The organism is Devosia sp. Root685, assembly GCF_001427875.1.
Taxonomy (GTDB): Bacteria; Pseudomonadota; Alphaproteobacteria; order Rhizobiales; family Devosiaceae; genus Devosia.
Map to the genome: position 1 here is coordinate 1,206,558 of NZ_LMHK01000001.1, position 21,970 is coordinate 1,228,527.

Annotated in this window: 24 protein-coding genes and 1 riboswitch; of the genes, 9 read left to right on the plus strand and 15 right to left on the minus strand. The window is 61.3% G+C overall.

Annotation, left to right across the window (positions count from 1 at the left end):
* Positions 1-9 precede the first annotated feature (9 nt).
* From ASD83_RS05780 to iolB, 7 genes are all read left to right on the plus strand, one after another.
* On the plus strand, positions 10-981 hold the full coding sequence (locus ASD83_RS05780; protein WP_056308769.1) for a DMT family transporter: 972 nt from the start codon (positions 10-12) through the stop codon (positions 979-981).
* Between the two features lie 81 nt (positions 982-1,062).
* Complete coding sequence (locus ASD83_RS05785) at positions 1,063-1,902, plus strand: MurR/RpiR family transcriptional regulator (RefSeq protein ID WP_056308771.1); 840 nt, start codon at positions 1,063-1,065, stop codon at positions 1,900-1,902.
* Between the two features lie 89 nt (positions 1,903-1,991).
* On the plus strand, positions 1,992-3,893 hold the full coding sequence (locus tag ASD83_RS05790) for a bifunctional 5-dehydro-2-deoxygluconokinase/5-dehydro-2-deoxyphosphogluconate aldolase (protein WP_056308772.1): 1,902 nt from the start codon (positions 1,992-1,994) through the stop codon (positions 3,891-3,893).
* 248 nt (positions 3,894-4,141) lie between these two features.
* Positions 4,142-5,989 (plus strand): 3D-(3,5/4)-trihydroxycyclohexane-1,2-dione acylhydrolase (decyclizing), encoded by a 1,848-nt coding sequence (gene iolD, locus ASD83_RS05795; RefSeq protein ID WP_056308774.1) that lies wholly within the window; start codon positions 4,142-4,144, stop codon positions 5,987-5,989.
* Between the two features lie 207 nt (positions 5,990-6,196).
* Entirely contained in the window at positions 6,197-7,114 is a 918-nt protein-coding gene (gene iolE / locus ASD83_RS05800; RefSeq protein WP_056308776.1) for a myo-inosose-2 dehydratase, read from the plus strand.
* A gap of 38 nt (positions 7,115-7,152) precedes the next feature.
* Positions 7,153-7,404, plus strand: a complete 252-nt coding sequence (locus tag ASD83_RS05805) for a hypothetical protein (RefSeq protein WP_056308778.1) — start codon at positions 7,153-7,155, stop codon at positions 7,402-7,404.
* Positions 7,349-8,149 carry a 5-deoxy-glucuronate isomerase gene (iolB, locus tag ASD83_RS05810; RefSeq protein WP_056308780.1) on the plus strand — a complete coding sequence of 267 codons (801 nt, stop codon included), beginning with the start codon at positions 7,349-7,351 and terminating at the stop codon, positions 8,147-8,149. The genes ASD83_RS05805 and iolB overlap by 56 nt, the downstream gene beginning before the upstream one ends.
* A gap of 38 nt (positions 8,150-8,187) precedes the next feature.
* On the opposite strand, the gene ASD83_RS05815 is transcribed toward iolB, so the two are convergent.
* The 8 genes from ASD83_RS05815 to ASD83_RS05850 all read right to left on the minus strand — a co-directional run bounded on the left by ASD83_RS05815 (position 8,188) and on the right by ASD83_RS05850 (position 14,548).
* The gene (locus tag ASD83_RS05815; protein ID WP_056308782.1) at positions 8,188-8,658 is read right to left on the minus strand and encodes a hypothetical protein; all 471 of its coding nucleotides are present in this window, start codon (positions 8,656-8,658) and stop codon (positions 8,188-8,190) included.
* A gap of 239 nt (positions 8,659-8,897) precedes the next feature.
* Positions 8,898-9,935: an inositol 2-dehydrogenase gene (gene iolG, locus ASD83_RS05820; RefSeq protein ID WP_056308783.1), complete on the minus strand. Its 1,038-nt coding sequence runs from the start codon at positions 9,933-9,935 to the stop codon at positions 8,898-8,900.
* Between the two features lie 413 nt (positions 9,936-10,348).
* Positions 10,349-10,804, minus strand: coding sequence for a MerR family transcriptional regulator (locus ASD83_RS05825; protein WP_056308785.1), 456 nt, complete (start codon positions 10,802-10,804; stop codon positions 10,349-10,351).
* A gap of 27 nt (positions 10,805-10,831) precedes the next feature.
* Positions 10,832-11,143 carry an integration host factor subunit alpha gene (locus tag ASD83_RS05830; protein ID WP_035081618.1) on the minus strand — a complete coding sequence of 104 codons (312 nt, stop codon included), beginning with the start codon at positions 11,141-11,143 and terminating at the stop codon, positions 10,832-10,834.
* 208 nt (positions 11,144-11,351) lie between these two features.
* The gene (locus tag ASD83_RS05835) at positions 11,352-12,329 is read right to left on the minus strand and encodes a beta-ketoacyl-ACP synthase III (protein WP_056308787.1); all 978 of its coding nucleotides are present in this window, start codon (positions 12,327-12,329) and stop codon (positions 11,352-11,354) included.
* On the minus strand, positions 12,326-13,396 hold the full coding sequence (gene plsX, locus ASD83_RS05840) for a phosphate acyltransferase PlsX (protein WP_056309910.1): 1,071 nt from the start codon (positions 13,394-13,396) through the stop codon (positions 12,326-12,328). Before plsX ends, ASD83_RS05835 begins: the two co-directional genes overlap by 4 nt.
* Positions 13,397-13,478: 82 nt before the next feature.
* Positions 13,479-14,027, minus strand: a complete 549-nt coding sequence (locus ASD83_RS05845) for a YceD family protein (RefSeq protein ID WP_056308788.1) — start codon at positions 14,025-14,027, stop codon at positions 13,479-13,481.
* Positions 14,024-14,548 carry a ubiquinol-cytochrome C chaperone family protein gene (locus ASD83_RS05850; protein ID WP_056309912.1) on the minus strand — a complete coding sequence of 175 codons (525 nt, stop codon included), beginning with the start codon at positions 14,546-14,548 and terminating at the stop codon, positions 14,024-14,026. The genes ASD83_RS05845 and ASD83_RS05850 overlap by 4 nt, the downstream gene beginning before the upstream one ends.
* Positions 14,549-14,710: 162 nt before the next feature.
* Here ASD83_RS05850 and ASD83_RS05855 point away from each other — a divergent pair, with 162 nt between their 5' ends.
* Positions 14,711-15,160 (plus strand): outer membrane protein assembly factor BamE, encoded by a 450-nt coding sequence (locus ASD83_RS05855; RefSeq protein WP_056308789.1) that lies wholly within the window; start codon positions 14,711-14,713, stop codon positions 15,158-15,160.
* A gap of 192 nt (positions 15,161-15,352) precedes the next feature.
* Here the strand turns inward: ASD83_RS05855 and nusB are convergent, their stop codons facing one another.
* The 5 genes from nusB to ASD83_RS05880 all read right to left on the minus strand — a co-directional run bounded on the left by nusB (position 15,353) and on the right by ASD83_RS05880 (position 19,514).
* Positions 15,353-15,847: a transcription antitermination factor NusB gene (nusB, locus tag ASD83_RS05860; protein WP_056308791.1), complete on the minus strand. Its 495-nt coding sequence runs from the start codon at positions 15,845-15,847 to the stop codon at positions 15,353-15,355.
* A complete protein-coding gene (ribH, locus tag ASD83_RS05865; protein ID WP_056308793.1) occupies positions 15,848-16,321 on the minus strand; it encodes a 6,7-dimethyl-8-ribityllumazine synthase in 474 nt (157 codons plus the stop codon). It lies immediately after the preceding gene.
* Positions 16,322-16,391: 70 nt separating this feature from the next.
* On the minus strand, positions 16,392-16,871 hold the full coding sequence (gene nrdR, locus ASD83_RS05870; protein ID WP_056308795.1) for a transcriptional regulator NrdR: 480 nt from the start codon (positions 16,869-16,871) through the stop codon (positions 16,392-16,394).
* 63 nt (positions 16,872-16,934) lie between these two features.
* Positions 16,935-18,233 (minus strand): serine hydroxymethyltransferase, encoded by a 1,299-nt coding sequence (glyA, locus tag ASD83_RS05875; RefSeq protein WP_056308797.1) that lies wholly within the window; start codon positions 18,231-18,233, stop codon positions 16,935-16,937.
* Between the two features lie 121 nt (positions 18,234-18,354).
* Positions 18,355-18,438: riboswitch (ZMP/ZTP riboswitch) on the minus strand.
* A 47-nt stretch (positions 18,439-18,485) separates the two neighbouring features.
* Complete coding sequence (locus ASD83_RS05880; RefSeq protein WP_162249127.1) at positions 18,486-19,514, minus strand: acyltransferase family protein; 1,029 nt, start codon at positions 19,512-19,514, stop codon at positions 18,486-18,488.
* Between the two features lie 182 nt (positions 19,515-19,696).
* Here ASD83_RS05880 and ASD83_RS05885 point away from each other — a divergent pair, with 182 nt between their 5' ends.
* Entirely contained in the window at positions 19,697-20,149 is a 453-nt protein-coding gene (locus tag ASD83_RS05885; RefSeq protein WP_056308801.1) for a BA14K family protein, read from the plus strand.
* Here the strand turns inward: ASD83_RS05885 and ASD83_RS05890 are convergent.
* Both ASD83_RS05890 and ASD83_RS21445 read right to left on the minus strand, forming a co-directional pair.
* Positions 20,146-20,361, minus strand: coding sequence for a DUF6898 family protein (locus ASD83_RS05890; RefSeq protein WP_056308802.1), 216 nt, complete (start codon positions 20,359-20,361; stop codon positions 20,146-20,148). The two genes, ASD83_RS05885 and ASD83_RS05890, sit on opposite strands and share 4 nt — an antisense overlap.
* 190 nt (positions 20,362-20,551) lie before the next feature.
* Positions 20,552-21,820 (minus strand): L,D-transpeptidase family protein, encoded by a 1,269-nt coding sequence (locus ASD83_RS21445; protein WP_082560974.1) that lies wholly within the window; start codon positions 21,818-21,820, stop codon positions 20,552-20,554.
* Positions 21,821-21,970 lie beyond the last annotated feature (150 nt).

The window sequence follows — 21,970 nt, forward strand, 5'->3', positions numbered from 1 at the left end:
GGACGACACATGAACCAGATTTCCTCTTCTTCACATACCGGCGCGACTTCGGGCGCTATTTTCATGCTGGTTGCCAGCCTCGCTTTTGCCGGCGCCAATACGCTGCAGGCGGTTCTGCCAACGCCGGCAGAATATGGCGGGTTCGGCATGAGCTCGACGGGTATGGCCTTCTGGCAGTATGTGATCGCCTCAGTTTTGGCGCTGCCGCTGATTTTACGTATTGGTATCAAGAACTTGCGCACCAGCCATCCGCTGGCGCACGAAGTTCGTGCCTTCGTATCGGCGCTCGGCGTGCACGTTTTCGTCTACGGTTTTGCCTCGGGCGTTCCAATCTGGCAGATGGTGACGCTTCTCGCCACCGGGCCGCTGTTCATCATTCTCGGCTCCACCGTGCTTCTGGGCGAAAAGGCTTCCACCGCGCGGATCGGGGCGGCCCTGATGGGGTTTGCCGGCGCGATCATCGTGTCGGGGGTCGGTGCAGATGGCATTACGTGGCAAACCTTTGTGCCGATCGCGGCGGCGGCACTGTGGGCAAAAACAGACATTCTCACCAAGTACCTGACGCAAAAGGGAGAATCCCCGGAAACGCTGACGATTTCGCTGCTGGTGCTCGTTACCCCGAACCACCTGGCTATTCTGTTGCTGGTGACCGCCTTCGCCTGGGCGCTGCCGGCCGGCGCCGCACCCGGCTTTCCGTTTGCGCTGCCAACGGGTACCGGATTGCTGCTGCTTTTGCTGCTGGGCGCCCTGACAGCCGCAGCGCAGTATCTGCTGAGCTTTGCCTATCGCGCCGCGGACGCGACCTTTCTGCAGCCCTTCGGCGATCTGAAGGTGCCGCTCGGCGTGATCGTGGGTTGGGTTGCGCTGGGCCAGGTGCCATCGATCTGGTTCTGGCCCGGTGCCGCGCTCATCATTCTGGCTTCGTTGTTCCTCTATCTCGTGGAAGGTCGCGACCAGTCTTCCAAGCTGGCGACTGCGTAGCATTCCAAACGTAGAATAATTCTTCCAAATTTGACGCCGGCAATGCGATATTGCCGGCGTTGTTATTTTAGGGGGACTCGTATGGACCGGGGAGAGATTCAGGGCGCGCCGAAAAATTTCGAGGCGCTGCGGACACTTATCCTCGAACGGCGGCGCGAATTGCCCAAGCGGCTGGCGCAGGTGGCGGCCTTTGCGCTGGATAACCCCGATGAGATTGCCTTTGGCACGGCGGCGAGTATTGCGACCGATGCGGAAGTGCAGCCTTCGACGCTGGTGCGGTTTTCGCAAACCTTTGGTTTTGATGGATTTTCGGCGCTGCAGGCGGTGTTTCGGGCACGATTGCGGGAGCGTAATTCGAGCTATGAGGATCGGCTGGCGGAGCTGGAAAGTGGGGATGCGGCGCCGGCTGGATCGGCGGCTATCCTCAACTCGTTTATCGCGGCGGCACATCGCAGCCTCGATAATTTGAGTGCCGCAATCGACCCGCAAAAGTTCGAATCCGCTAGCAGACTGTTAGCATCGGCAGGCACCATTCACCTGATTGCGCGGCGCAGAAGTTACCCAATCGCGACATACATGGCCTATGCCCTCTCGCAGCTGAAAATCCGCTGCCAGATTGCCGGGACGGCATCGGGGATCGATGACGATCTGCTGGCTTTGGCCGATGAGGGGGATGCGGCTTTTGCGGTGAGTTTTTCGGGCTATGCACCCGAGACGGTGGCCCAGGCTTCGGCGCTGGCGGCGCGCGGGATTCCGGTCGTGTCGCTGACCGATTCGGCGTTTTCGCCGCTGGCGGAATGTTCGACCGTCTGGTTCGAACTGGTCGAGGCGGATCACGCCGGGTTTCGATCGCTCTCGGCCAGCATGGCCTTTGCCATGGCGCTGGCCGTGGCCATTGCCGAGGAGCGGCGGCGGGGCTGATTTTCTGTGATGGAACAGAAATTCTATATTTGAACTGATTTGGAAGATGTGTTTCAATTCCGTCCGCAAGCACCGCGCGGGAGAATGAAGTGGGCACGGACAAAACGCTCGATGTGATCACCATTGGCCGCGCCTCGGTGGACCTTTACGGCCAGCAGATCGGCACGCGGCTCGAAGATATCGGCAGCTTTGCGAAATCGGTGGGCGGGTGTCCGACCAATATTTCAGTGGGCACGGCGCGGCTGGGGCTGAAATCGGCGCTGATCACGCGCGTCGGCAATGAACAGATGGGGCGCTTCATTCGCGAGCAATTGCAGCGCGAGGGGGTCGAGACCAAGGGGATTGTGACTGACCCTGAGCGGTTGACGGCGCTGGTGCTGCTGTCGGTCGAGAACGATAAATCCTTTCCGCTGATTTTCTATCGCGACAACTGTGCCGACGCGGCGCTGGATGAAGGCGATGTGGACGAGGGTTTTATCCGCTCGGCCAAGGCGGTGCTGGTGACCGGCACGCATTTTGCCAAGCCCAATAGCGATGCGGCGCAGCGCAAGGCGATACGGATTGCCAAGGCCAATGGCGGGAAAGTCGTGTTCGATATCGACTATCGGCCGAACCTTTGGGGGCTCGCCGGGCATGATGCAGGCGATAGCCGCTATATCGCTTCGGATGAGGTGTCCAAGCACCTGCAGACGGTGTTGGCCGATTGCGATCTGATCGTCGGGACCGAAGAAGAGGTGCTTATCGCTTCGGGCGAGAGCGATCTTACGGCGGCGCTCAAAACCATTCGGCGTTTTTCGAGTGGAACTATCGTGCTCAAGCGTGGGCCGATGGGGTGCATTGTTTATGATGGGGCTATTCCGGATGATCTCGAACAGGGGATTGTCGGCAAGGGGTTTCCGATCGAAGTATACAATGTGCTCGGGGCCGGCGACGCTTTTATGAGCGGGTTCTTGCGCGGGTGGCTGCGCGGGGAACCGCATGCGACGAGCGCGACCTGGGCCAATGCCTGCGGCGCCTTTGCGGTGAGCCGGTTGCTCTGCGCGCCGGAAATTCCGACATGGGCCGAACTCTCCTATTTCCTCGAGCATGGCAGCACGGAGCGGGCGCTGCGCAAGGACGAGGCGATCAACCACGTGCATTGGGCGACGACGCGGCGGCGCGACATTCCCAGCATGAAAGCCCTAGCGATCGACCACCGGCTGCAGCTTGAAGATATTGCCGGGGGCGATGCGCAGAAACTGGCGCGGATTCCCGCGCTGAAGGTTTTGGCGGTGAAGGCGGCGGCGCAGGTGGCTGGTGGGCGCGATGGCTTTGGCATGTTGCTCGACGACAAATATGGGCGCGATGCGCTTTATGCGGCTGCCGCCATTCCCAATTTCTGGGTGGCGAAGCCGATCGAATTGCCGGGATCGCGGCCGCTGCAATTTGAATTTTCGCAGGATCTGGGATCGCGGCTGGTGGATTGGCCGGTGGACCATTGCATCAAGGTGCTGTGCTTTTATCATCCGGATGATGCGGCGGATTTGCGCGATGTGCAGATTGAAAAGCTCAGGGCGGCTTATGATGCGGCGCGAAAAGTTGGGCGTGAATTGCTGGTGGAGATCATTTCCAGCAAGCATGGGGCGCTGAAGGACGATACGGCGGCGCGGGCGATGGGCGACGTCTATGCGGCCGGGATCAAGCCGGACTGGTGGAAGCTGGAGACGCAGCCGGGGGTGGAGGCTTGGCGGCAGATTGATGCTGTCATTGAGGCCAATGATCCGTTCTGTCGGGGTGTGGTGCTGTTAGGCTTGGATGCGCCACTCTCGGAGCTGGTGGCGGGATTTGCGGCGGCGAAGACGGCGAAGTCCGTCAAGGGGTTTGCCGTGGGGCGGACGATTTTTGGCGATGCGGCGCGGGCTTGGTTGGATGGGCGGATTGGGGATGATGAGGCTGTGGCGATGATGGCGCAGCGGTTTGCGGGATTGGTTGAGGCTTGGGATGGGGCTTAGCCTTTAGGGCGGTGGGTTCCGGGTAGAACCCCCACCTAGCCTCCCCCTGGTAGGGGGAGGGACGCATCGAGTTTGGCTCGATGTCAGCGCGCCACCGGCAGATCCCTCCCCCTTCCAGGGGGAGGTTAGGTGGGGGTAAGGCACAACAGCCACGCCCGCGTGGTTCGAGGCTTTGCTACGCAAAGCGCCTCACCATGAGGGCTACTGAAATAGGGTCCGATAGGGATCGAGGAATACGAGGAGTGGCCATGAGCCAGAAAACTGTTCGATTGACCATGGCGCAGGCCGTTGCGCGGTTTCTGACGGCGCAGAAGACTGTCATTGCCGGCGAAACGGTGCCGATCTTTGGCGGGGTGTTTGCTATTTTCGGGCACGGGAACGTGGCCGGGATCGGCGAGGCGTTGCATGGTGTCAAAGACACGCTGCCGACCTATCGCGGGCAGAACGAGCAGGGCATGGCGCATGCGGCGATTGCCTATGCCAAGGCCAGCTTTCGGCGGCGGTTCATGGCGGTGACCTCTTCCATCGGGCCGGGCGCGCTGAATATGGTGACGGCGGCAGCCCTGGCGCATGTGAACCGGCTGCCGGTGCTGCTATTGCCGGGCGATGTGTTTGCCAATCGGTTGCCTGATCCGGTGTTGCAGCAGGTGGAAGACTGGGGCGATGGCACTGTTTCGGCCAATGACTGCTTCCGTCCGGTCAGCCGTTATTATGATCGGATCACACGGCCGGAGCAGATCATTCCGGCGCTGCGGCGGGCGATGCAGGTGCTTACCGATCCCGCCGAATGCGGGCCGGTGACGCTGAGCCTTTGCCAGGATGTGCAGGCGGAAGCCTATGATTATCCCGAGAGCTTCTTTGCCGAGAAGGTGTGGAATCAGCGGCGGATCATGCCCGATGCCGATGAATTTGCGACGGCGGCGGCGGCGATCAAGCTTTCCAAGAAGCCCGTCATCATTGCGGGCGGCGGCGTGCTTTATTCGGAGGCGAGCGAGAGTCTTGCGGCCTTTGCCGAGGAGCATGGCGTTCCGGTGATGGAGACGCAGGCGGGCAAGAGCGCCCTGCCCCATGGGCATGAGCTCAATATGGGTAGCGTCGGGGTTACCGGTTCTTCTGCGTCGAATGTGTTGGCGGAAGAGGCCGATGTGGTGATCGCGGTCGGGACGCGGTTGCAGGATTTCACCACCGGATCGTGGTCGCTGTTCAAGAACGAGGCGGTGAAAATCGTCGGGCTCAATGTGCAGCCGTTCGATGCGGGCAAGCACGAGGCGTTGCCGCTGGTTTCGGATGCTCGCGTGGGACTTGAAGCGCTGGATGCGGCGCTGATGGGTTGGCAGGTTGATTCCGATTGGACGCATAAGGCTATGCGGGAAAAGGACAAATGGCTTGAGGCGGCTGACGCCGCGACCGGGCCGACCAATGTCGAACTGCCTTCGGATGCGCAGGTGATCGGGGCGGTGCAGCGGGCGCGGACCAAGGCGACGCTGGTCTGTGCGGCGGGCGGTTTGCCGGGCGAATTGCACAAGCTTTGGAAGGCCAACGCGCCGGGCAGCTATCATCTCGAATATGGTTTTTCGACCATGGGCTATGAGATTGCCGGCGGGCTGGGTGTCAAACTCGCGCGGCCCGAGGACGACGTGGTCGTGATGGTTGGCGATGGCAGCTATATGATGCTGAACTCGGAGATCGTTTCCTCGATCATGCTGGGCGCGAAGCTGACGATCGTGCTGCTGGATAATGCCGGTTATGGCTGCATCAATCGGCTGCAGATGGCGACCGGTGGGGCTAATTTTAACAACCTGCTGCGGGATACGCACCATGTGGCGCTGCCGAACATCGACTTTGTCGCGCATGCGGCGGCGATGGGTGCGGTGAGCCGGAAGGTTGGGTCGATTGCCGAACTTGAGGCGGCGCTGGCGGCGACGGCGGAGGTCGAGCGGACGGTGGTGATTGTGATCGATACCGATCCGCTGGTGACGACCGAGGCCGGGGGGACCTGGTGGGATGTGGCGGTGCCGGAGGTGAGTGAGCGCGGCGCGGTGAATGCGGCGCGTGAGGGGTATGTGAAGGCGCTGCGGGCGCAGCGGATTGGGTGAGCGCCCCCGATCTTCCTTCTCCCCTTGAGGGCGAATTCGGTTGGGATGAGGGGTCCGGGATTTAGTAACAAGCTCCTCTGCGGAGGATAGATACCCCTCACCCTGACTTTTCGCTGAACGCGAAAAGTCGGTCCCTCTCCCTCAAGGGGCGAGGGAAGGTTCGGTGGACGGGGCGAGATTGAGCGCGAATAGGGCGCGGGAGAAAGAATGAAAGCCAAACTTGGGATGTCGCCCATTGCGTGGTGGAACGACGATCTGGTGGAACTGAGCGATGATGTGTCGCTGGAGGAGTGCCTCAGGCAATCGCGGTCGGCCGGGTTTACCGGGATGGAGAAGGGGCGGCGGTTTCCGGATGATCCGGCGGTGATGTTGCCGATCCTGCGCGCGGCCGACGTGACGCTTTGTGGCGGGTGGTTTTCGGGGACGCTGGTCGAGGAAGAGATGGCGGCCAACAAGGACCGTATTCTGCCGATGATCGAGCTGTTCAAGGCCGTCAACGCGCCTTGTATCGTTTATGGCGAGGTTGGGCGTTCGGTGCAGGGCAAGCGCGAGGTGCCGCTGGCGCAGAAGCCGAAGCTGAGCGACGACGAGATGAAGGCTTATGGGCGGAAGGTCACCGAGTTCGGCGAATGGTGCGCCGAGAAGGGCATGCCGCTGAGCTATCATCATCATATGGCGGCTGTGGTCGAGACCGAGCCGGAGCTCGATGCGTTTATGGCGGCTTCGGGGGAAGGCATTCCGTTATTGCTCGATGCGGGGCATCTGGCTTTTGCGGGTGGCGATCCGCTGCGGGCGATTGATAAGCACCATGGGCGGATCAACCATGTGCATGTGAAGGATATCAGGCGCTCTGTGGTCGATGGGCTGGATCGGAGCAAGCAGAGCTTTCTGGATGCCGTGGCGCTGGGGGCTTTTACGGTTCCGGGGGATGGGTCGCTCGATTTTGGCGCTATCGTGCAGCGGCTGGCGGATCATGGCTATGAGGGCTGGTTCGTGGTCGAGGCCGAGCAGGACCCGAAGGCTAATCCACCGCTGAAAATGGCGCAGGTGGGCCACAAGGAACTGATGCGGGTGATGACGGCGGCTGGGTATAGCGTCGAGACGCAAGGTTTTCCGAACGGCTAGGGTTTGCTAGAGCTTGCGGCAACATAAAGGATTGTCGCATGGCTCTGAAGGAAAACGATCTCAACTGGTTTCGGCCCCTGTGGCGGCGCGTTGCTGTCGTCGTGTTTTTGGCCATCTGGCTTGGCTGGGAAGTGCTCTACACCGGCGAACAGCTGTGGATGGTGCTGGTTGGGGCGGCGCTGGCCTATTCGCTCTATAATTTCTTCTATGCCTTTCCCAAGGAAGAGCCAAAGAATGACGAAATCCCCCCTGCTGGTGCGGCCGACGAACAAGACCGGTCGGATTCATGATGTGACGCCTGCTTCGGCGGGCTGGACGCATGTCGGCTTCGGGCTGCATCGGCTGGCGGCCGGCGAGGCCTATGGCGAGGCGACGGAGGAGCGCGAGGTCTGTCTCGTCATCGTCGGCGGCAAGGGGCGCTTTGCCGTTGATGGCGAAGATTTTGGCGAGCTTGGGGAGCGGATGAGCCCGTTCGAAGGGGCGCCGTGGGCGCTCTATGTGCCGGCGGGGCGTAATTGGGCTGTGGATGCGACGACGGACCTGGAGCTGGCCGTGTGTTCGGCGCCGGGCGGCGGGGATTTCCATGCCAAGGTGATTCCGCCGGGGACGCATCCGCGGCTGACGCGCGGCAAGGGCGCCAATGTCAGGCATGTCTATAATATCATGCCCGAGGATGATGGTTCGGCCAATGCGCTGCTGGTGGTAGAGGTGATCACGCCGCAGGGGAATACCTCGTCCTATCCGCCGCATAAGCATGACGAGGACAATCTTCCGCACGAGAGTTTTCTGGAAGAGACGTATTATCACCGCATGAACCCGCCACAGGGGTTTGCGTTTCAGCGCGTCTATACCGACGACCGCAGCCTTGATGAGGCGATGGCGGTGGAGGATGGCGATGTTACGCTGGTGCCGCGCGGTTATCATCCGGTGGCGACGACGGCGGGGTATGATCTCTACTACCTCAACGTCATGGCTGGGCCCAAGCGCGTGTGGAAATTCCACAATGCGCCAGAGCATGAGTGGATGCTGAAGTAGCATCCACTCTCCGCGCCTCACCATGAGGTCTTCTGGGGTCAGTCCAGCATGTTTTCGGGGGCGGAGCCGTCGGTGAGCAAGGCGAACTTGTAGGTTTTGCCGGCGGCGTCGGTGGCCTCGCAGGTATATTGCGCGGGGCCGGATGTGGGATCGCCGGCGAGCATGCATTTGCCTGAGGCATTTGCGTCGACATTGTTGTTGCCGCTGCCGTCTTTGCCTTCGGTGATCTGGTCGATGGCGAGGGCAAGGTTGCCGTTCTCGGCGCTTGCCGTGCCGCTGAGGACGAAGAAACGGCCGGAGGGGTCGTCGGTCCAGATGGACAGATCCATGCGGCTGTCGGTGTAAACGACCTGCAGGACTTCGCCGGCGCAGATGCTGGTGAGGTCCTCGGTTCCGGCCACGAAGGTCTGGCACTCGCCGCGGAGGGTGAAGACCGAGTGCGGATCGGCGTTCTGGGCGGCGGCGGGGGACGTGAGGAGGAGAGCGGGCAGCATGGGCAGGAATTTCATTGGCTCATCGGGGTTTGCATCAATCCCAGACTAAACGGAAAAAGGGCGCCCCGGTGGCGCCCTTTGCTTATTTTTCAAAAACCTCTGGAGGGAGCCCGCCCCTTCAGGAACTGAAATATCGGGGCACGCCCTCGTGGTTCGAGGCTACGCTGCGCACCTCACCATGAGGGCTACCGTTCATCACGAGGGCGACTGTTGCCGTGGGGTCTGCCGTTGCGTCAGCTCAAACGGGGCACACGCTAGCGGCCCTGGAAGACCGATTTGTCGGCCATCACGCCGGTGATTTCGCCGACTTTGACGGCCCTGCCCTCTTTTACGGATTTGAGGGCCGCGTCGGCGAGGGCGAGGGCTATGAGGCCGTCGGTGCCGCTGGGGGAGGCCGGGGATTTTGATTCAACGAAATCGATGAAGCTGCTGATTTCGCGAGCATAAGCCTCGGTGTAGCGGGTCATGAAGAAGTCGTGCAGAGGCGGGCGGGTGTAGCCGGTCGCATTGGCGATTTCGATGGAGACCGGGCGCTGGTTTTCGGCCGAGACGGCGCCCTTACTGCCGTGGACTTCGATGCGTTGATCGTAGCCATAGGTGGCGCGGCGGGAGTTGGAAATCGTGGCGTGCTTGCCGGTGGCCGTCGAGAGCATGACCGAGGCGCTGTCGAAATCGCCGGCGGTGCCGATGGCGGGATCGACAAGGACGGAGGCCTGGGCGGAGACAGTGTCGATCTCTTCGCCGAGGAGGAAGCGGGCCATGTCGAAGTCGTGGATGGTCATATCGCGGAAAATGCCGCCGGAGCGCTTGATGTAATCGACGCCGGGGGCGCCTGGGTCGCGCGAGATGATTGTCACCATTTCGACGTCGCCGATCTGGCCGTCGGTGATGGCTTCCTTGACGGCCTGGAAGTGCGGATCAAAGCGGCGGTTGAAGCCGACCATGAGGGTGGCGGAGGTTTCGTCGACGACGCGAATGCAGGCTTTTACACGCTCGATGTCGAGATCGACCGGCTTTTCGCAGAAAATGGCTTTGCCGGCGCGGGCGAAGCGTTCAATGAGGTCAGCATGGGTGTCGGTGGGGGTGCAGACGACGACGGCATCGATATCGGCGGAGGCGAGGATGGTGTCGATGGTGCGGACGTCGGCGCCGTATTGGGCGGCGATGGCGTTGGCTGCGTCGGCCATGGGATCGGCGACGGCGACGAGTTTCGCCTTGGGGTTGGAGCCGATGGCTTTAGCGTGAACTTTGCCAATGCGGCCGGCGCCGAGCAGGCCAAAACGAACGGTCATTGTGGGGTTCCTCCACCAGATTGTTGGTGGAATGAATAGGCGATTTTTGAGTGGGATGGAATGAGAATTCTAGTCGGAGGTGGCATTTGTGCTTGCCATCCCCCCCCTCCCGGCCTCCCCCATTCAGGGGGAGGTGAAGGGATCGTGGTTGGGGCGAGATGGTGCCACGTCCTCGTGGTTCGAGGCTTTGCTCTGCAAAGCACCTCACCATGAGGGCTACTGGGGGTGACATTTTTTGGGGGGGAACGGGGGCCGCGTTTTTGCGGGGATGACATCGTAAAAGGCCCCCTCACCCGCCGCTACGCGCCTGCCATTCGAGCATAGCTCTCACGGCCTTCTCACTTCAAATCGCTCCAGCGGAGCGATTTGCCCTGCGGGACAGGTCGAAGTCCCCCCAGGGAGAGGTAAAGGGTTCAGTGCTCTCTTGCGCGTTCGAGGATGCGTTTGCACTCCAGCAACTCGCGCAAAACTTCGGAGAGTTTTTCGCGCGATTCTTCGTCGAGGCTGGGATCGGCCGTCATCACGGCTTCTTCGATCTCGGCTTCGTCGGCGGCGGCCTGGGCTTCTTCGATGAGGGGGATGATTTCATCCAGACCCTTGCCTTCGCCGACGGCGATGACGTAGCGCGGACCCTGATCCTTGAGGATTTTTTGGACGCCCTTGATCGTAAAGCCTTGATCGTAGAGCAGGTGACGGATGCCGCGGAGCAGTAGGACGTCTTCGGGGCGGTAGTAGCGGCGGCCGCCGCCGCGCTTCAATGGCTTGATCGTGGCGAAGCGGGTTTCCCAGAATCGCAGGACGTGCTGAGGAAGATCGAGTTCTTCCGCGGCCTCTGAGATTGTCCGGAATGCGTCTGGAGACTTGTCCAAACCGCTCACGCCTCCAGTAAGAAAGCCTTACTTTTCAGAGGCGACCATAGACTTGTTGATTTTGGACTTCAACACGTTGCTGGGTTTGAACACAAGAACCTGCCGCGGGAGGATCGGCACCTCTTCGCCGGTCTTGGGATTGCGGCCAATGCGCTCATTCTTGGAGCGCACCTGAAAGGAGCCGAATGAGGAAAGTTTCACATTGGCGCCGGTGATCAAGGCGTCGGTGATGAGTTCGAGAACACGTTCGACCAATTCGGCCGACTCGGTTCGCGACAGGCCGACAGAACCGTAAACAGCTTCCGCCAGGTCCGCCCGCGTTACCGTCTTCTGCGTCATTCGCACCCCCGTGGTTCAAGACTGGCTTCCCGGGCCAGCGTGATATTTTTTCTTCGTCGTCGCCAGTCTGCCGCCGCAGATTGGCAGGAAAACCTTCCTTCGATCGACGCGGCCAATCAATTTTTCGCCTGGCCTTAACGTCAGGCTCCTCCACCCGGCAGAACACTAACGCCTTGAAACGCTTGAGGTCAATCGGCTCAATGCCCCACTACCAGCGAATGAGCGAGGCCCCCCAGGTAAATCCGCCGCCCATGGCTTCGAGCATGACAAGATCACCCTGTTTGATCCGTCCATCGGCCACGGCAACACTCAGCGCCAGGGGCACGGAGGCCGCAGAGGTATTGGCGTGGACATCGACGGTGGTGACCACCTTTTCGGGCGGCAGGCCGAGCTTGGCCCCTGCCCCATCGATGATGCGCTTATTGGCCTGGTGCGGCACGAACCAGTCGAGATCCTCGACCGCATAGCCGCCCTGTTCGAGCGCCTGGTAGACGACATCGGTGATCTTGCCGACGGCATGGCGGAAGACTTCCTTGCCCTGCATGTGGACATGGCCTGCCGTGCCGGTGGAGGACGGGCCGCCATCGACATAGAGCTTGTCCCAGTGATGACCGTCCGAACGGAGGGCCGAGGCGAGGACACCGCGTTCGGGCTCCCCATCGGCCAGTTCGACGCGCTCGAGAATCATGGCGCCGGCGCCATCGCCGAACAGCACGCAGGTGGTGCGGTCGGTCCAGTCGAGGAGGCGGGTAAAGGTCTCGGCGCCGATGACGAGGGCGCGCTTGGCGAGGCCGTTTTTCATATAGCTGTCGGCCGTGGTAACGGCATAGACGAAGCCCGAGCAGACCGCCTGAATGTCGAAGGCGAAGCCGTGATGCATGCCGAGCTTCATCTGCACCAGGGTCGCAGCGGCCGGGAAGGTGTAATCCGGGGTGGTCGTCGCGACGATGATGAGATCGATGTCGTCGGGTGTCAGGCCCGCATTGTCGAGGGCAGCCCTGGCGGCGGCAACGGCGAGGTCGGAGGTGAACTCACCTTCGGCTGCGACATGGCGCTCCTTGATGCCGACGCGCTGCTGGATCCACTCGTCGGTCGTGTCGACGGTCTCGGCCAATTCGGCATTGGTCAAAATCTTCTGGGGCAGATAGCTGCCGACCCCGCGCACAATTGAACGAACTCTGGTCACGCCGACTTGGCCTCGGAATCGGTAGGCAGCTCGGGAGCTGCGATATGAACTGGGAAGCGACGAACGCTGTCGCTGATCTTGTCGATCAGGCGACTGCGCGCCATTTCGTATGCAAGACCTAAGGCGCTCTTATAGCCGACCTCGTCGGTACCGCCATGGGATTTGATAACAATGCCATTGAGACCCATGAAAACGCCGCCATTGACGGTGCGTGGGTCCATCTTGCGGCGGAGCGCCTTGAGGGCGGAAGATGCAAAGAAGGCGCCGAGCATGCTCATCCAATTGGCCTTGAGCGCGGTGCGGAGATAAGTCGCGACCTGGCGGGCGGTGCCTTCGGCGGTTTTGAGGGCGACATTGCCGACAAAACCTTCGGTGACGACGACATCGACCGTGCCCTTGCCGATATCGTCGCCTTCGACAAAACCATGATAGGTGAAGCCGGCGCCGGAGGCCTGCTGCAGGATCTTGCTGGCCTCCTTGATGTAATCGAGGCCTTTTACTTCCTCGGTGCCGATGTTGAGCAAGCCGACAGTGGGCTTTTCGGAATCAAAGAGCGAGCGGGCGAGCGCGGAGCCGAGAATGGCGTAATCAACCAGTTGGCGCGCATCGGCGCCAATGGTCGCGCCCATATCGAGCACGATGATGTCGGAGCGGACGGTGGGCCAGATGGCCGCGATGCCGGGGCGGGAAATGCCTTCCATGGGGCGGAGGCAAAAGGTGGCCATGGCCATCAGGGCGCCGGTATTGCCGCCCGAAATGGCGACATCGGCTTCGCCGTCCTTGACCGCCTGGATCGCCATCCACATGGAGGAGACGTTCCGGCCTTTTCGGAGGGCCTGGGCAGGCTTTTCGTCCATGGCGATCACTTCTTCGCAGTGACGGACCGTCGACGCAGCCTTGAGCTTGGGGAATTCTTCAAGGAGCGGATCGATCTGCTCCTTGCGGCCATGGAAGATGAAACGGGTGTTCTTGCGCTCGCGCAGGGCGAGGTCGGCGCCATGGATGACCGCGCGCGGGGCGTGATCGCCCCCCATGGCATCCACGGAAATCGTAATAAATTCGGTCATTTCAGCCCGTTTTTCGGCCCGCTTGGGCAGGCATTCCAACATATCCCATAGGGAAGTGGGTGCAAGCCCCGCCCCGGAAGGTTCAGGTTTCGCCCTTGTCCTTGAGCTGACGCAGCGCGGCAAAGGGGCCGCTATCGTCTTCGGTGGCATTGATCCCCAGGGTTGAGAGGTCTTCGCCCTCGCGCCGCGGATAGGGATCGATGGCCAGAGCCAGGGTTTCGATCAGGAGAGCGCTCAAGTCGACCTCCGGCCCATCGATATGATCGGGAAAGTCGTCATCTTCAAGGTCGATGAAAATTTCCTCGGCCCCGGGGGCCGGCGCATGCGCGGTTTGGCCGACGGGCAGGAAGACCCGGTCGACTTCCTCGTCGATGTGCTGGGTGACCGGCTCGAAACTGACGACGGAGGGATGGACGATGCGCGCCTTGAGGCGGCCCTGGGCCCTGAGGCCACCGCGCAGCGGCGCGACGGTCAGTTCGGCGGCGAAGCGCTCGACCGCGATCAGCTTCATCGCCTCGGCAATCTTGGCGCGGGTCGGCTCATTGGCATCGATGCTGAGGGAGCGGCCGGCAGTGGGCAATTTGTCGATGCGAACGATCGCGTCGAAAAGGGGCTCGGGGTGGTCTTTCATGCGGCGGTTCCGAACGTCACAGTGCCGCCGGTGATGGTTTCAACCGGCAGGGCGGCCAGGGCTTGATCCTGCGCGATAAAGTAGTTTGCGAGGGTGCGGGCATGATCCATGGCGGTGTCTTCATAGATATTGCGCGAGAACACGGCGGCCAAGGCTTCCTTGTCGCCGCGATCCATAGCTTCATTGATGGCAGCAAGAAGGCCGAAAAAGAGATTGCCCATCTTCTGGATTTTCTTGGGGACACCCATATCGGTGGCGCCCATTTCGCGCAGCGACTGGTCCATATCCTTGAAGAACAGATCGAACACCGCCTGGCTGAATTTCTTGGTGGTCTCGTTGCCGCGGAGGCGCCGGAACAGCAGCGCCATATGAAGGCTGATCATATCAAAGCGCCCGGTGACCGTGTCGGGCACGCCCCAATCGGCATAGAAGAGCGGTTGCCGGGATTGCGCCACAATGGCCCGATAGACGCCATAAACGGCGTCGGTGGCCGTATTTTTGCGGAACAGACTAGGGATCATGGGATTGCGCTCAGCCTCGGGATGGGTCAAACACATGCAAAGTCAGCCGACCCAATGTCAGCTTGCCAAAAAGCCAGGTTGACAGCTACACATTCCGGCGACCTAAGGGCACGCGCCTTGTTGTCACGCCTATAGTCGAGAGCCATCGGGAAAGTCAAATTCATGCCCATGCGTATTGCTTCCGCTCCCTTCGCACCGATCGCCGCTGCTGCCTTGCTGGCTGTTGCGCTGGCCGCCTGCACGAGCAGCACGTCGCTCGTCACCAAGAGGACGCAGGGCTATGAAATTTCCGACAGCGCCATGCAGCAGATTCGCGTGGGCCAGAGCGAGCAGTTGGTGACGCTGGTGCTCGGTTCGCCGCAGTCGACCAATACCTTTGGCGACCAGACCGCCTGGTACTATGTGCAGACCAAGGTGGCGCAGACCTCGTTCGGGCTGAATACCTCGCTCGAACGCACGGTGCTCGCGGTCTATTTCGACAAGAACAAGAAGGTCGTGGACAAGGCGGTTTATTCGGCTGCCGACGGCAAGGTGGTTGCCATCGAGAACCGCCGTACGCAGTCCTATGGCGAAGATCGCACGTTCATCGAGCAGATTTTGCAGTCGTTCTGAGAGCAGCGGCAGAGAATTGGAAAAGCCCCGGTTTTTTGCCGGGGCTTTTTTTGTTTGAGGGGCGGCGTGAAGGACCCCCGCCTAGCCTCCCCCTGGTAGGGGGAGGGACCGCATTGAGTTTGCCTCGATGCTCGTGGGCCACCAGCAGGTTCCTCCCCCTGACAGGGGGAGGTTAGGTGGGGGTGGCCGGGATCAAGCCTTCTTTTCGAGATCGACGCCGGCTGTGCGGGCGATGGAGTCGAGGGCGGCGTTGACCATGCCGGAGGCGTCTTCTTCGAAGAAGGCGCGGGCGACGTCGACATATTCGGTGATGACGACGCGGGCCGGGATGTCGCGGCGGCGGAGGAGTTCGAAGGCGGCGGCGCGGAGGATGGCGCGGAGCGTTGAATCGATGCGATCGATCGGCCAGTCCTCGGCCAGGGCCTTGTCGATGGCAGGGTCGATTTCGAGCTGGTTCTTGGTGACGCCGCGCACGATCTGGCTGAAAAAGTCGGCATCGGCGGGCAGATATTGTTCGCCCTCGATCTCGCGGCCGAGGTGGAAGGCGCCGAACTGGGCCAGCGTATCTTCCAGCGTCTGGCGGCCCACATCCATCTGGTAGAGCGCCTGAACCGCCGCGAGGCGGGCGGCGCCGCGCTGGTTGGCCGGGCGCGAATTGTTGGGGATGGGGGCGGACGTATCAGTCATTTATGCGTTCAACTTTGCCTTGAGAGCGGCGAGAGCGAGGGCGGCACGGGCGGCGTCGCCACCCCGATCGCCATCGGCGACGCGGGCGCGGGTCCAGGCCTGGCCTTCGTTCTCGACCGTAAGAATGCCGATGCCGAGCGGCAGGGCATCGACGACGGCCAATTCGGCGAGGGCGCGGATGCTCTCGCTGGCGACGCCGACATAGTGATTGGACTGGCCACGAATGACGCAGCCAAGGGCGACATAGCCGTCGTATTTATCGGTTTCGAGAGCCATGGCGACGCCGACGGGCACTTCCATGGCGCCGGGCACGGCGATGACATCGAAAGTGGCGCCAGCGGCCTTGAGGGCGGCGCCTGCACCGGCCTTCATCTCATCGGCAATGCCGGGATAGGCTCTGCCCTCGACGATGAGGAAATGCAGCCCTTCGGCCGAATTGGCCGCGATGGAAAAGCGTTCGCCGTAAGAATCCATAGCCGACGTCCTTATACTTGCTTTTTAACCCCATAGTCCGCCCCGCACCGGCGGGCAAGGCGAGACTGGATCAATCGTCCTCGGACAGAGGCGGATTGGAGTCGGAATCGAGCTCGGCGAGGAAATCGCGGAAATCGTCGGGACCGGCAAAATTCTTGTAGACCGAGGCAAAGCGAACAAAGGCGACGTGGTCGAGGCCTTTTAGGCCGGTCATCACATATTCGCCGATCTGGTCGGAGGTGATTTCGACATCGCCGAGGCTTTCGAGCTGGCGGACGATGCCTGAGATCATGCGCTCGACGCGTTCGGGATCGACGGAGCGTTTGCGCAGCGCGGTATTGACCGAGCGGGTGAGCTTTTCGCGATCGAAGGGGACTTTTCGGCCGGTCTTTTTCACCACCGTAAGATCGCGCAACTGCACGCGCTCGAAGGTAGTGAAGCGGCCGCCGCAGGCATTGCACACGCGGCGGCGGCGGATAGCGCCCGAATCTTCGGTCGGGCGACTATCCTTCACCTGGGTATCGTCATTGCCACAATAGGGGCAGCGCATCGGCTCTATGTCCTCTCATGGCAAAAAGAGATTCCCGCTTTCGCGGGAATGACGCGGGGCGTTTTACCCGTAGATGGGGAAGCGGTCGGTCAGCGTCTTCACCTTGGCGCGGACTTCGGCTTCGACGGCGCCGTTATTGTCATCGCCATTGGTTTTGAGGCCATCGAGCACTTCGATGATCAACTCGCCAATGGTCTGGAATTCGGCAGTGCCGAAACCGCGCGTTGTGCCTGCGGGGGTGCCGAGGCGCACGCCAGAGGTGATGGCGGGTTTTTCCGGATCGAAGGGCACGGCGTTCTTGTTGCAGGTGATGTGGGCCCGCTCCAGCGCCTTTTCGGTCGCCTTGCCGGTGAGGCCCTTGGGACGCAGATCAACCAGCATCAGGTGGTTGTCGGTGCCGCCCGAGACGATATCGACGCCGCCCTTGACGAGGGTTTCGGCGAGCACCTGAGCATTGGCGACGACCTGCTGGGCATAGAGCTTGAACTCGGGCTGCAGCGCTTCCTTGAAGGCCACGGCCTTGGCGGCGATGACATGCATCAGCGGGCCGCCCTGAATGCCGGGGAAAATGGCCGAGTTGATCTTCTTGGCGATGTCTTCATCGTTTGTGAGGATCAGGCCGCCGCGCGGACCGCGGAGGGTTTTGTGGGTGGTGGTCGTCGCGACATGGGCGTGGGGGAATGGGCTTGGGTAAGCGCCGCCCGCAACGAGGCCGGCAACGTGGGCCATATCGACAAAGAGGATTGCCCCGACTTCATCGGCAATAGCGCGGAACTCGGCCCAATCCATGACGCGCGAATAGGCCGAGAAACCGGCGACGATCATCTTGGGCTTGTGTTCGCGGGCAAGCTGACGGACCTGGTCCATATCGACGCGGCCGTCCTGCTTGCGCAGGCCATACTGAATGGCGTTGAACCATTTTCCCGACTGGTTGGGCTTGGCACCGTGGGTCAGGTGGCCACCGGCATCGAGCGACATGCCGAGGATGGTGTCGCCGGGCTGGATCAGCGCCTGATAGACGCCCTGATTGGCCTGGGAACCGGAATTGGGCTGGACGTTGGCGAAGGCCGTGCCGAAGAGCTGTTTGGCGCGCTCGATGGCGAGGGTTTCAGCGACGTCGACATATTGGCAGCCGCCATAGTAGCGCTTGCCGGGATAGCCTTCGGCATATTTGTTGGTCAGCACCGAGCCCTGCGCTTCGAGCACGGCCTGGGAAACGATGTTTTCCGAGGCGATCAGCTCGATTTCGCTCTGCTGGCGACCGAGTTCGTCCTGAATTGCCTTGGCGATTTCCGGATCGGTTTGGGCAACCGCGGCGGAAAAGAAATGGGGAAAGAGCGGGGTAGAATTTGCAGCGCTCATGCGACGATTTCCTCACAAGGGATCAGGGTGACCGGCATGGCGGTGCCTTTATCACGGCGAGTAGCGCGAATCCAAGGCCGATACATTTGTGTCGGATCCATGGGGCTTCCCCTGATCGTGGATGGGTTGCCCAGGCGAGCGGCTCATTGAAGTTCGCGTTTCCCGATGGTTGCCCATCTCTTTCTCGCCAGTCGCGCGAACCAGGCTCTTATGCCGCAAAAGCGGCAGCAGGGAAAGGGGGCGACTTGCCGATCAGCTTGGGGAAAGCGCCCGAACCGCCCCGCGCCGATCGCGACCAAGGCCGAAAAGCCGCAGCAGGCCGAGCCGTTTCAGAACCTCGTAGGCAAGGAGCGGCAGACCGATGCCAGCCAATGTACCCACGATGACGTGAAGCCAGACCGGGCCCCCGCCGAGCCTGACAAGGCCAATGCGGGTCGCGGCTTCCGGGATGACATGCATCACGTAGATCGCCATGGACGTGGCGCCGAGATATGTGGCGAGGGCCATGGGCATGGACGGAATGAGCGGAGCAAAGCCATAGATCATGCCGCAGAAGGCGAGCGTGGCGAGAAGGCTCAAGAAGGTGCCGAGGGGCGCCGGCTGCAGGCCAAAGATGGCGGCGGCGGCCAGGCTGGCGACGAACACCCCTGCCCCCAGCATTCCGGTCGATATGGTTTGCGGCAGGCCGAAGAGATCGCGGCGGGTCAACATCACGCCCGAGAGGAAAAACGGCAGGTTGGCAAAGGCGCCATGGAACAGGTCGGTGCCGGGGAGCATGGGTAGAAGGACGGCTGCCGCAAAGGACAGCACCAGGACGGCCGAAAGCACCTGCGTCGTGGCCCGCACGAGCAGGAGGCACAGGAGCTGGATCAGGAACAGGGCCCAGAGGAACCAGAAAATATCCTTGGGCGGAAAGGGGAAAAGCAGCGCTTCCATGGGGGTAAGGGCATGGCGCGTGGCGACCGGGGCGGCCAGCAGCAGAAAGGCGGCGAGTATCCACGACCAGATCAGCAGCGGATAAAGCAGCGTTTCGCAGCGCTTGAGGATCGAAGCGATGACCCCATCGCGACGGGCGGATTTTTCGAAAAACATGCCGGAGACGAGGAAGAAAAGCGGCATGTGAAAGAGATAAATGGCGGCGTCGATGCCGGCGAAAAGGGGAGCGTCGGTCAGAATATCCGCCTCCCATAGACCGCGCCAGACGTGACCGAAAACGACGAGCACAATGCCAATGCCGCGTGCAGCATCGACCCAATCGAGACGGCCCGTTTCTCTGGTCATACCCATGAGGCTCCTACGTTCCAGAGTTGCCGCCGTGCTGCCAAACGGTATGCGCCCGCCGGGACCGCGCATCAAGCCTTGAAGCCGCAAAAGGTAATCGTAGAGCGCTTCGCAACCACCTGCCCTGTCTGAACATTGATCTGACGATCAGCATTGGCGGGTTTTGGCCCGGGAGTTGAAAAATGATGAAGCTTGCTAGTCTTGTAAGTGGTGTTGCGCTGAGTGGCGTGGTGGCTTTGAGCGCGATCGTTCCCGCGCAGGCTCAATCGGTGACGATGAGCTATGGGCAGCGCTATCAGGTGATCGAAACCTATTGCGACCGTAACCCATGGGATCGCGATTGCCAGGGCTTTTACGACGGCCGCTGGGATGATCGGCAATATAACGATTTCTATTATTCGCGCCGCTCGTCGATCGACAACATTGCCTCGGGCATTCTCGGCTTTACCTTTGGCGCGGCGATCGGATCGATCATTGCCAATGGCAATAATAACCGTGGCGGTGATGTCGTGATCGGGCGGGCCAACAATTACGATTCGCACGTTTCGGCCTGCTATGCCCGTTACCGCTCGTATGACGAACGCACCAATACCTTCATGGGCTATGATGGCGTGCGGCACGAGTGCCGGCTTTAGGCGTATCGACCTGAGGGGCGGACCGGCGGCGGCGTATCCTCCGGTTCGCCCAGCTTGCGCTTGAGTTTTGCGAGAGCGACGCGCTGCATCTGCAGGCGGGACGCGCCGACGGGGGTGATGACGAAGACTTCGGTGCCCGTCACCTCGTCGATCGCAGCGACGCGCATGACCTGACCCATCTGCACGAATTCAAAAAGAACCCCGCCCGACATGGGACCTCCATTGCTGAGAGGAGCTTAGCAGGGATTCGGGGTGGCACGGAGTCGGAAAGATGGGGATGCGGAACCCTCCGAATGGATAGCTTCGCGCCACGCCCTCGTGGTTCGAGGCTACGCTGACGCTCCGCGCCTCACCATGAGGTCTACTGATACAAAAATCCCCGCTTTCGCGGGGATTTTTTCGTTAAGCGTCGAACGCTACTTTGCCCTGTTCGTCGAACTTGTAGACGTCGTCGCGGAAGCTGACGGTGCCTTGGCGGTTGGCCCAGGCGGTGATGTAGGTGGTGTGGATCGGCACGCGGGCCTTGCACTCCACATCGAGGCGCTCGAGCGAGTCGAACGTGCTGTCGACCTTGCTCTGGTCCCAATCGCCATTGTCGCGCAGCAGCCAGTTAACCAGCTGGTTGACGCCATCGACGCGGACGCAACCCGAAGAGTGGAAGCGGGCGTTTTCGCCGAAAAGGGCTTTCGACGGGGTGTCGTGGAGATAGCAATCGTAGGGATTGTAGAAGTTGATCTTGCAGTGGCCCATGGAGTTGGCCGCGCCGGGCTCCTGGCGATACATGTAGTTTACCTGCTGATCGGTGATCGCAGCCCAGTTGATCGAGGTCGGATCAACCTTGTTGCCCGAGCCATCATAGATGAAAATATTCTGCTCGGTCAGGTAGTTGGGGTTTTCCATCATGTACTTGGTCAGGTCCTGGCGGACCAGCGACTTGGGCACGTGCCAGTATGGGTTGAAGTTGATCTGGCTGATCTTGCTGGCCATGATCGGGGTGGCGCGTTCGACGCGGCCGACGACGGCGGTGTGGCGCTGTTCGACCATGCCGTCGTTCACCGCCTCGATGGTGGCGGCGGGAATATTCACCACGACATAGCGCGGGTTGAGGTTGGCGGCCATGTTCTGGACGCGGGTATAATTGAGATAGAGCTGCTGCAAGCGGGTCTGGGCCGGCACGGACAGGGCGTACCAGGTGGCTTCATCGACCTGGCCGTTGACGACGAGACCATGGCGGGCCTGGAAGGCACGCACGCCGGCATCGGTCGGGGCATCGAAAAGTTCGCTGACATTTTCAACGAGCGGCATATCGCCCGAGGAAATCAGGCGGCGCTTGAGCGCGACGGCGGCGCGGCTCGACTTGCCGAGGTTGAGACCATAGGCCTCTTGCGGGGTTTCTTCCCAGCCGCCGGCGGCAACGAAAGGCTCGTATTGCGAAATCGCGAGCTGCAGATTGTAGACCGTGTCATAGGACAGGATCGGCTCATTGGTGGAGATCAGCGCCTGGGCGGCCGCGGTATTGCCACCCTGATCCGCGTCCTTCAGCACCCGATTGCGGGCGAACATGTCCCAGATCGACTCGCCTTCCTGTGCCCTTGCCAAGCTTGGAAGCACTGCGGTGCTCACGCCGGCGATGGCCATGGTCTGCAGAAAGGAACGTCGATTTACCCGCATATCGTCACCCGAAGGAATCTGTCGCCACACTTGTCGCGATTATCATTGCAAGACCCTGCTTCACAACGGCTGTCAACGCCTTGTGAACCATGAGGGCAGCCCCATCCATAGTCGAAGAATGGTTTATAAACCACGTAACCGGGTGCCTCG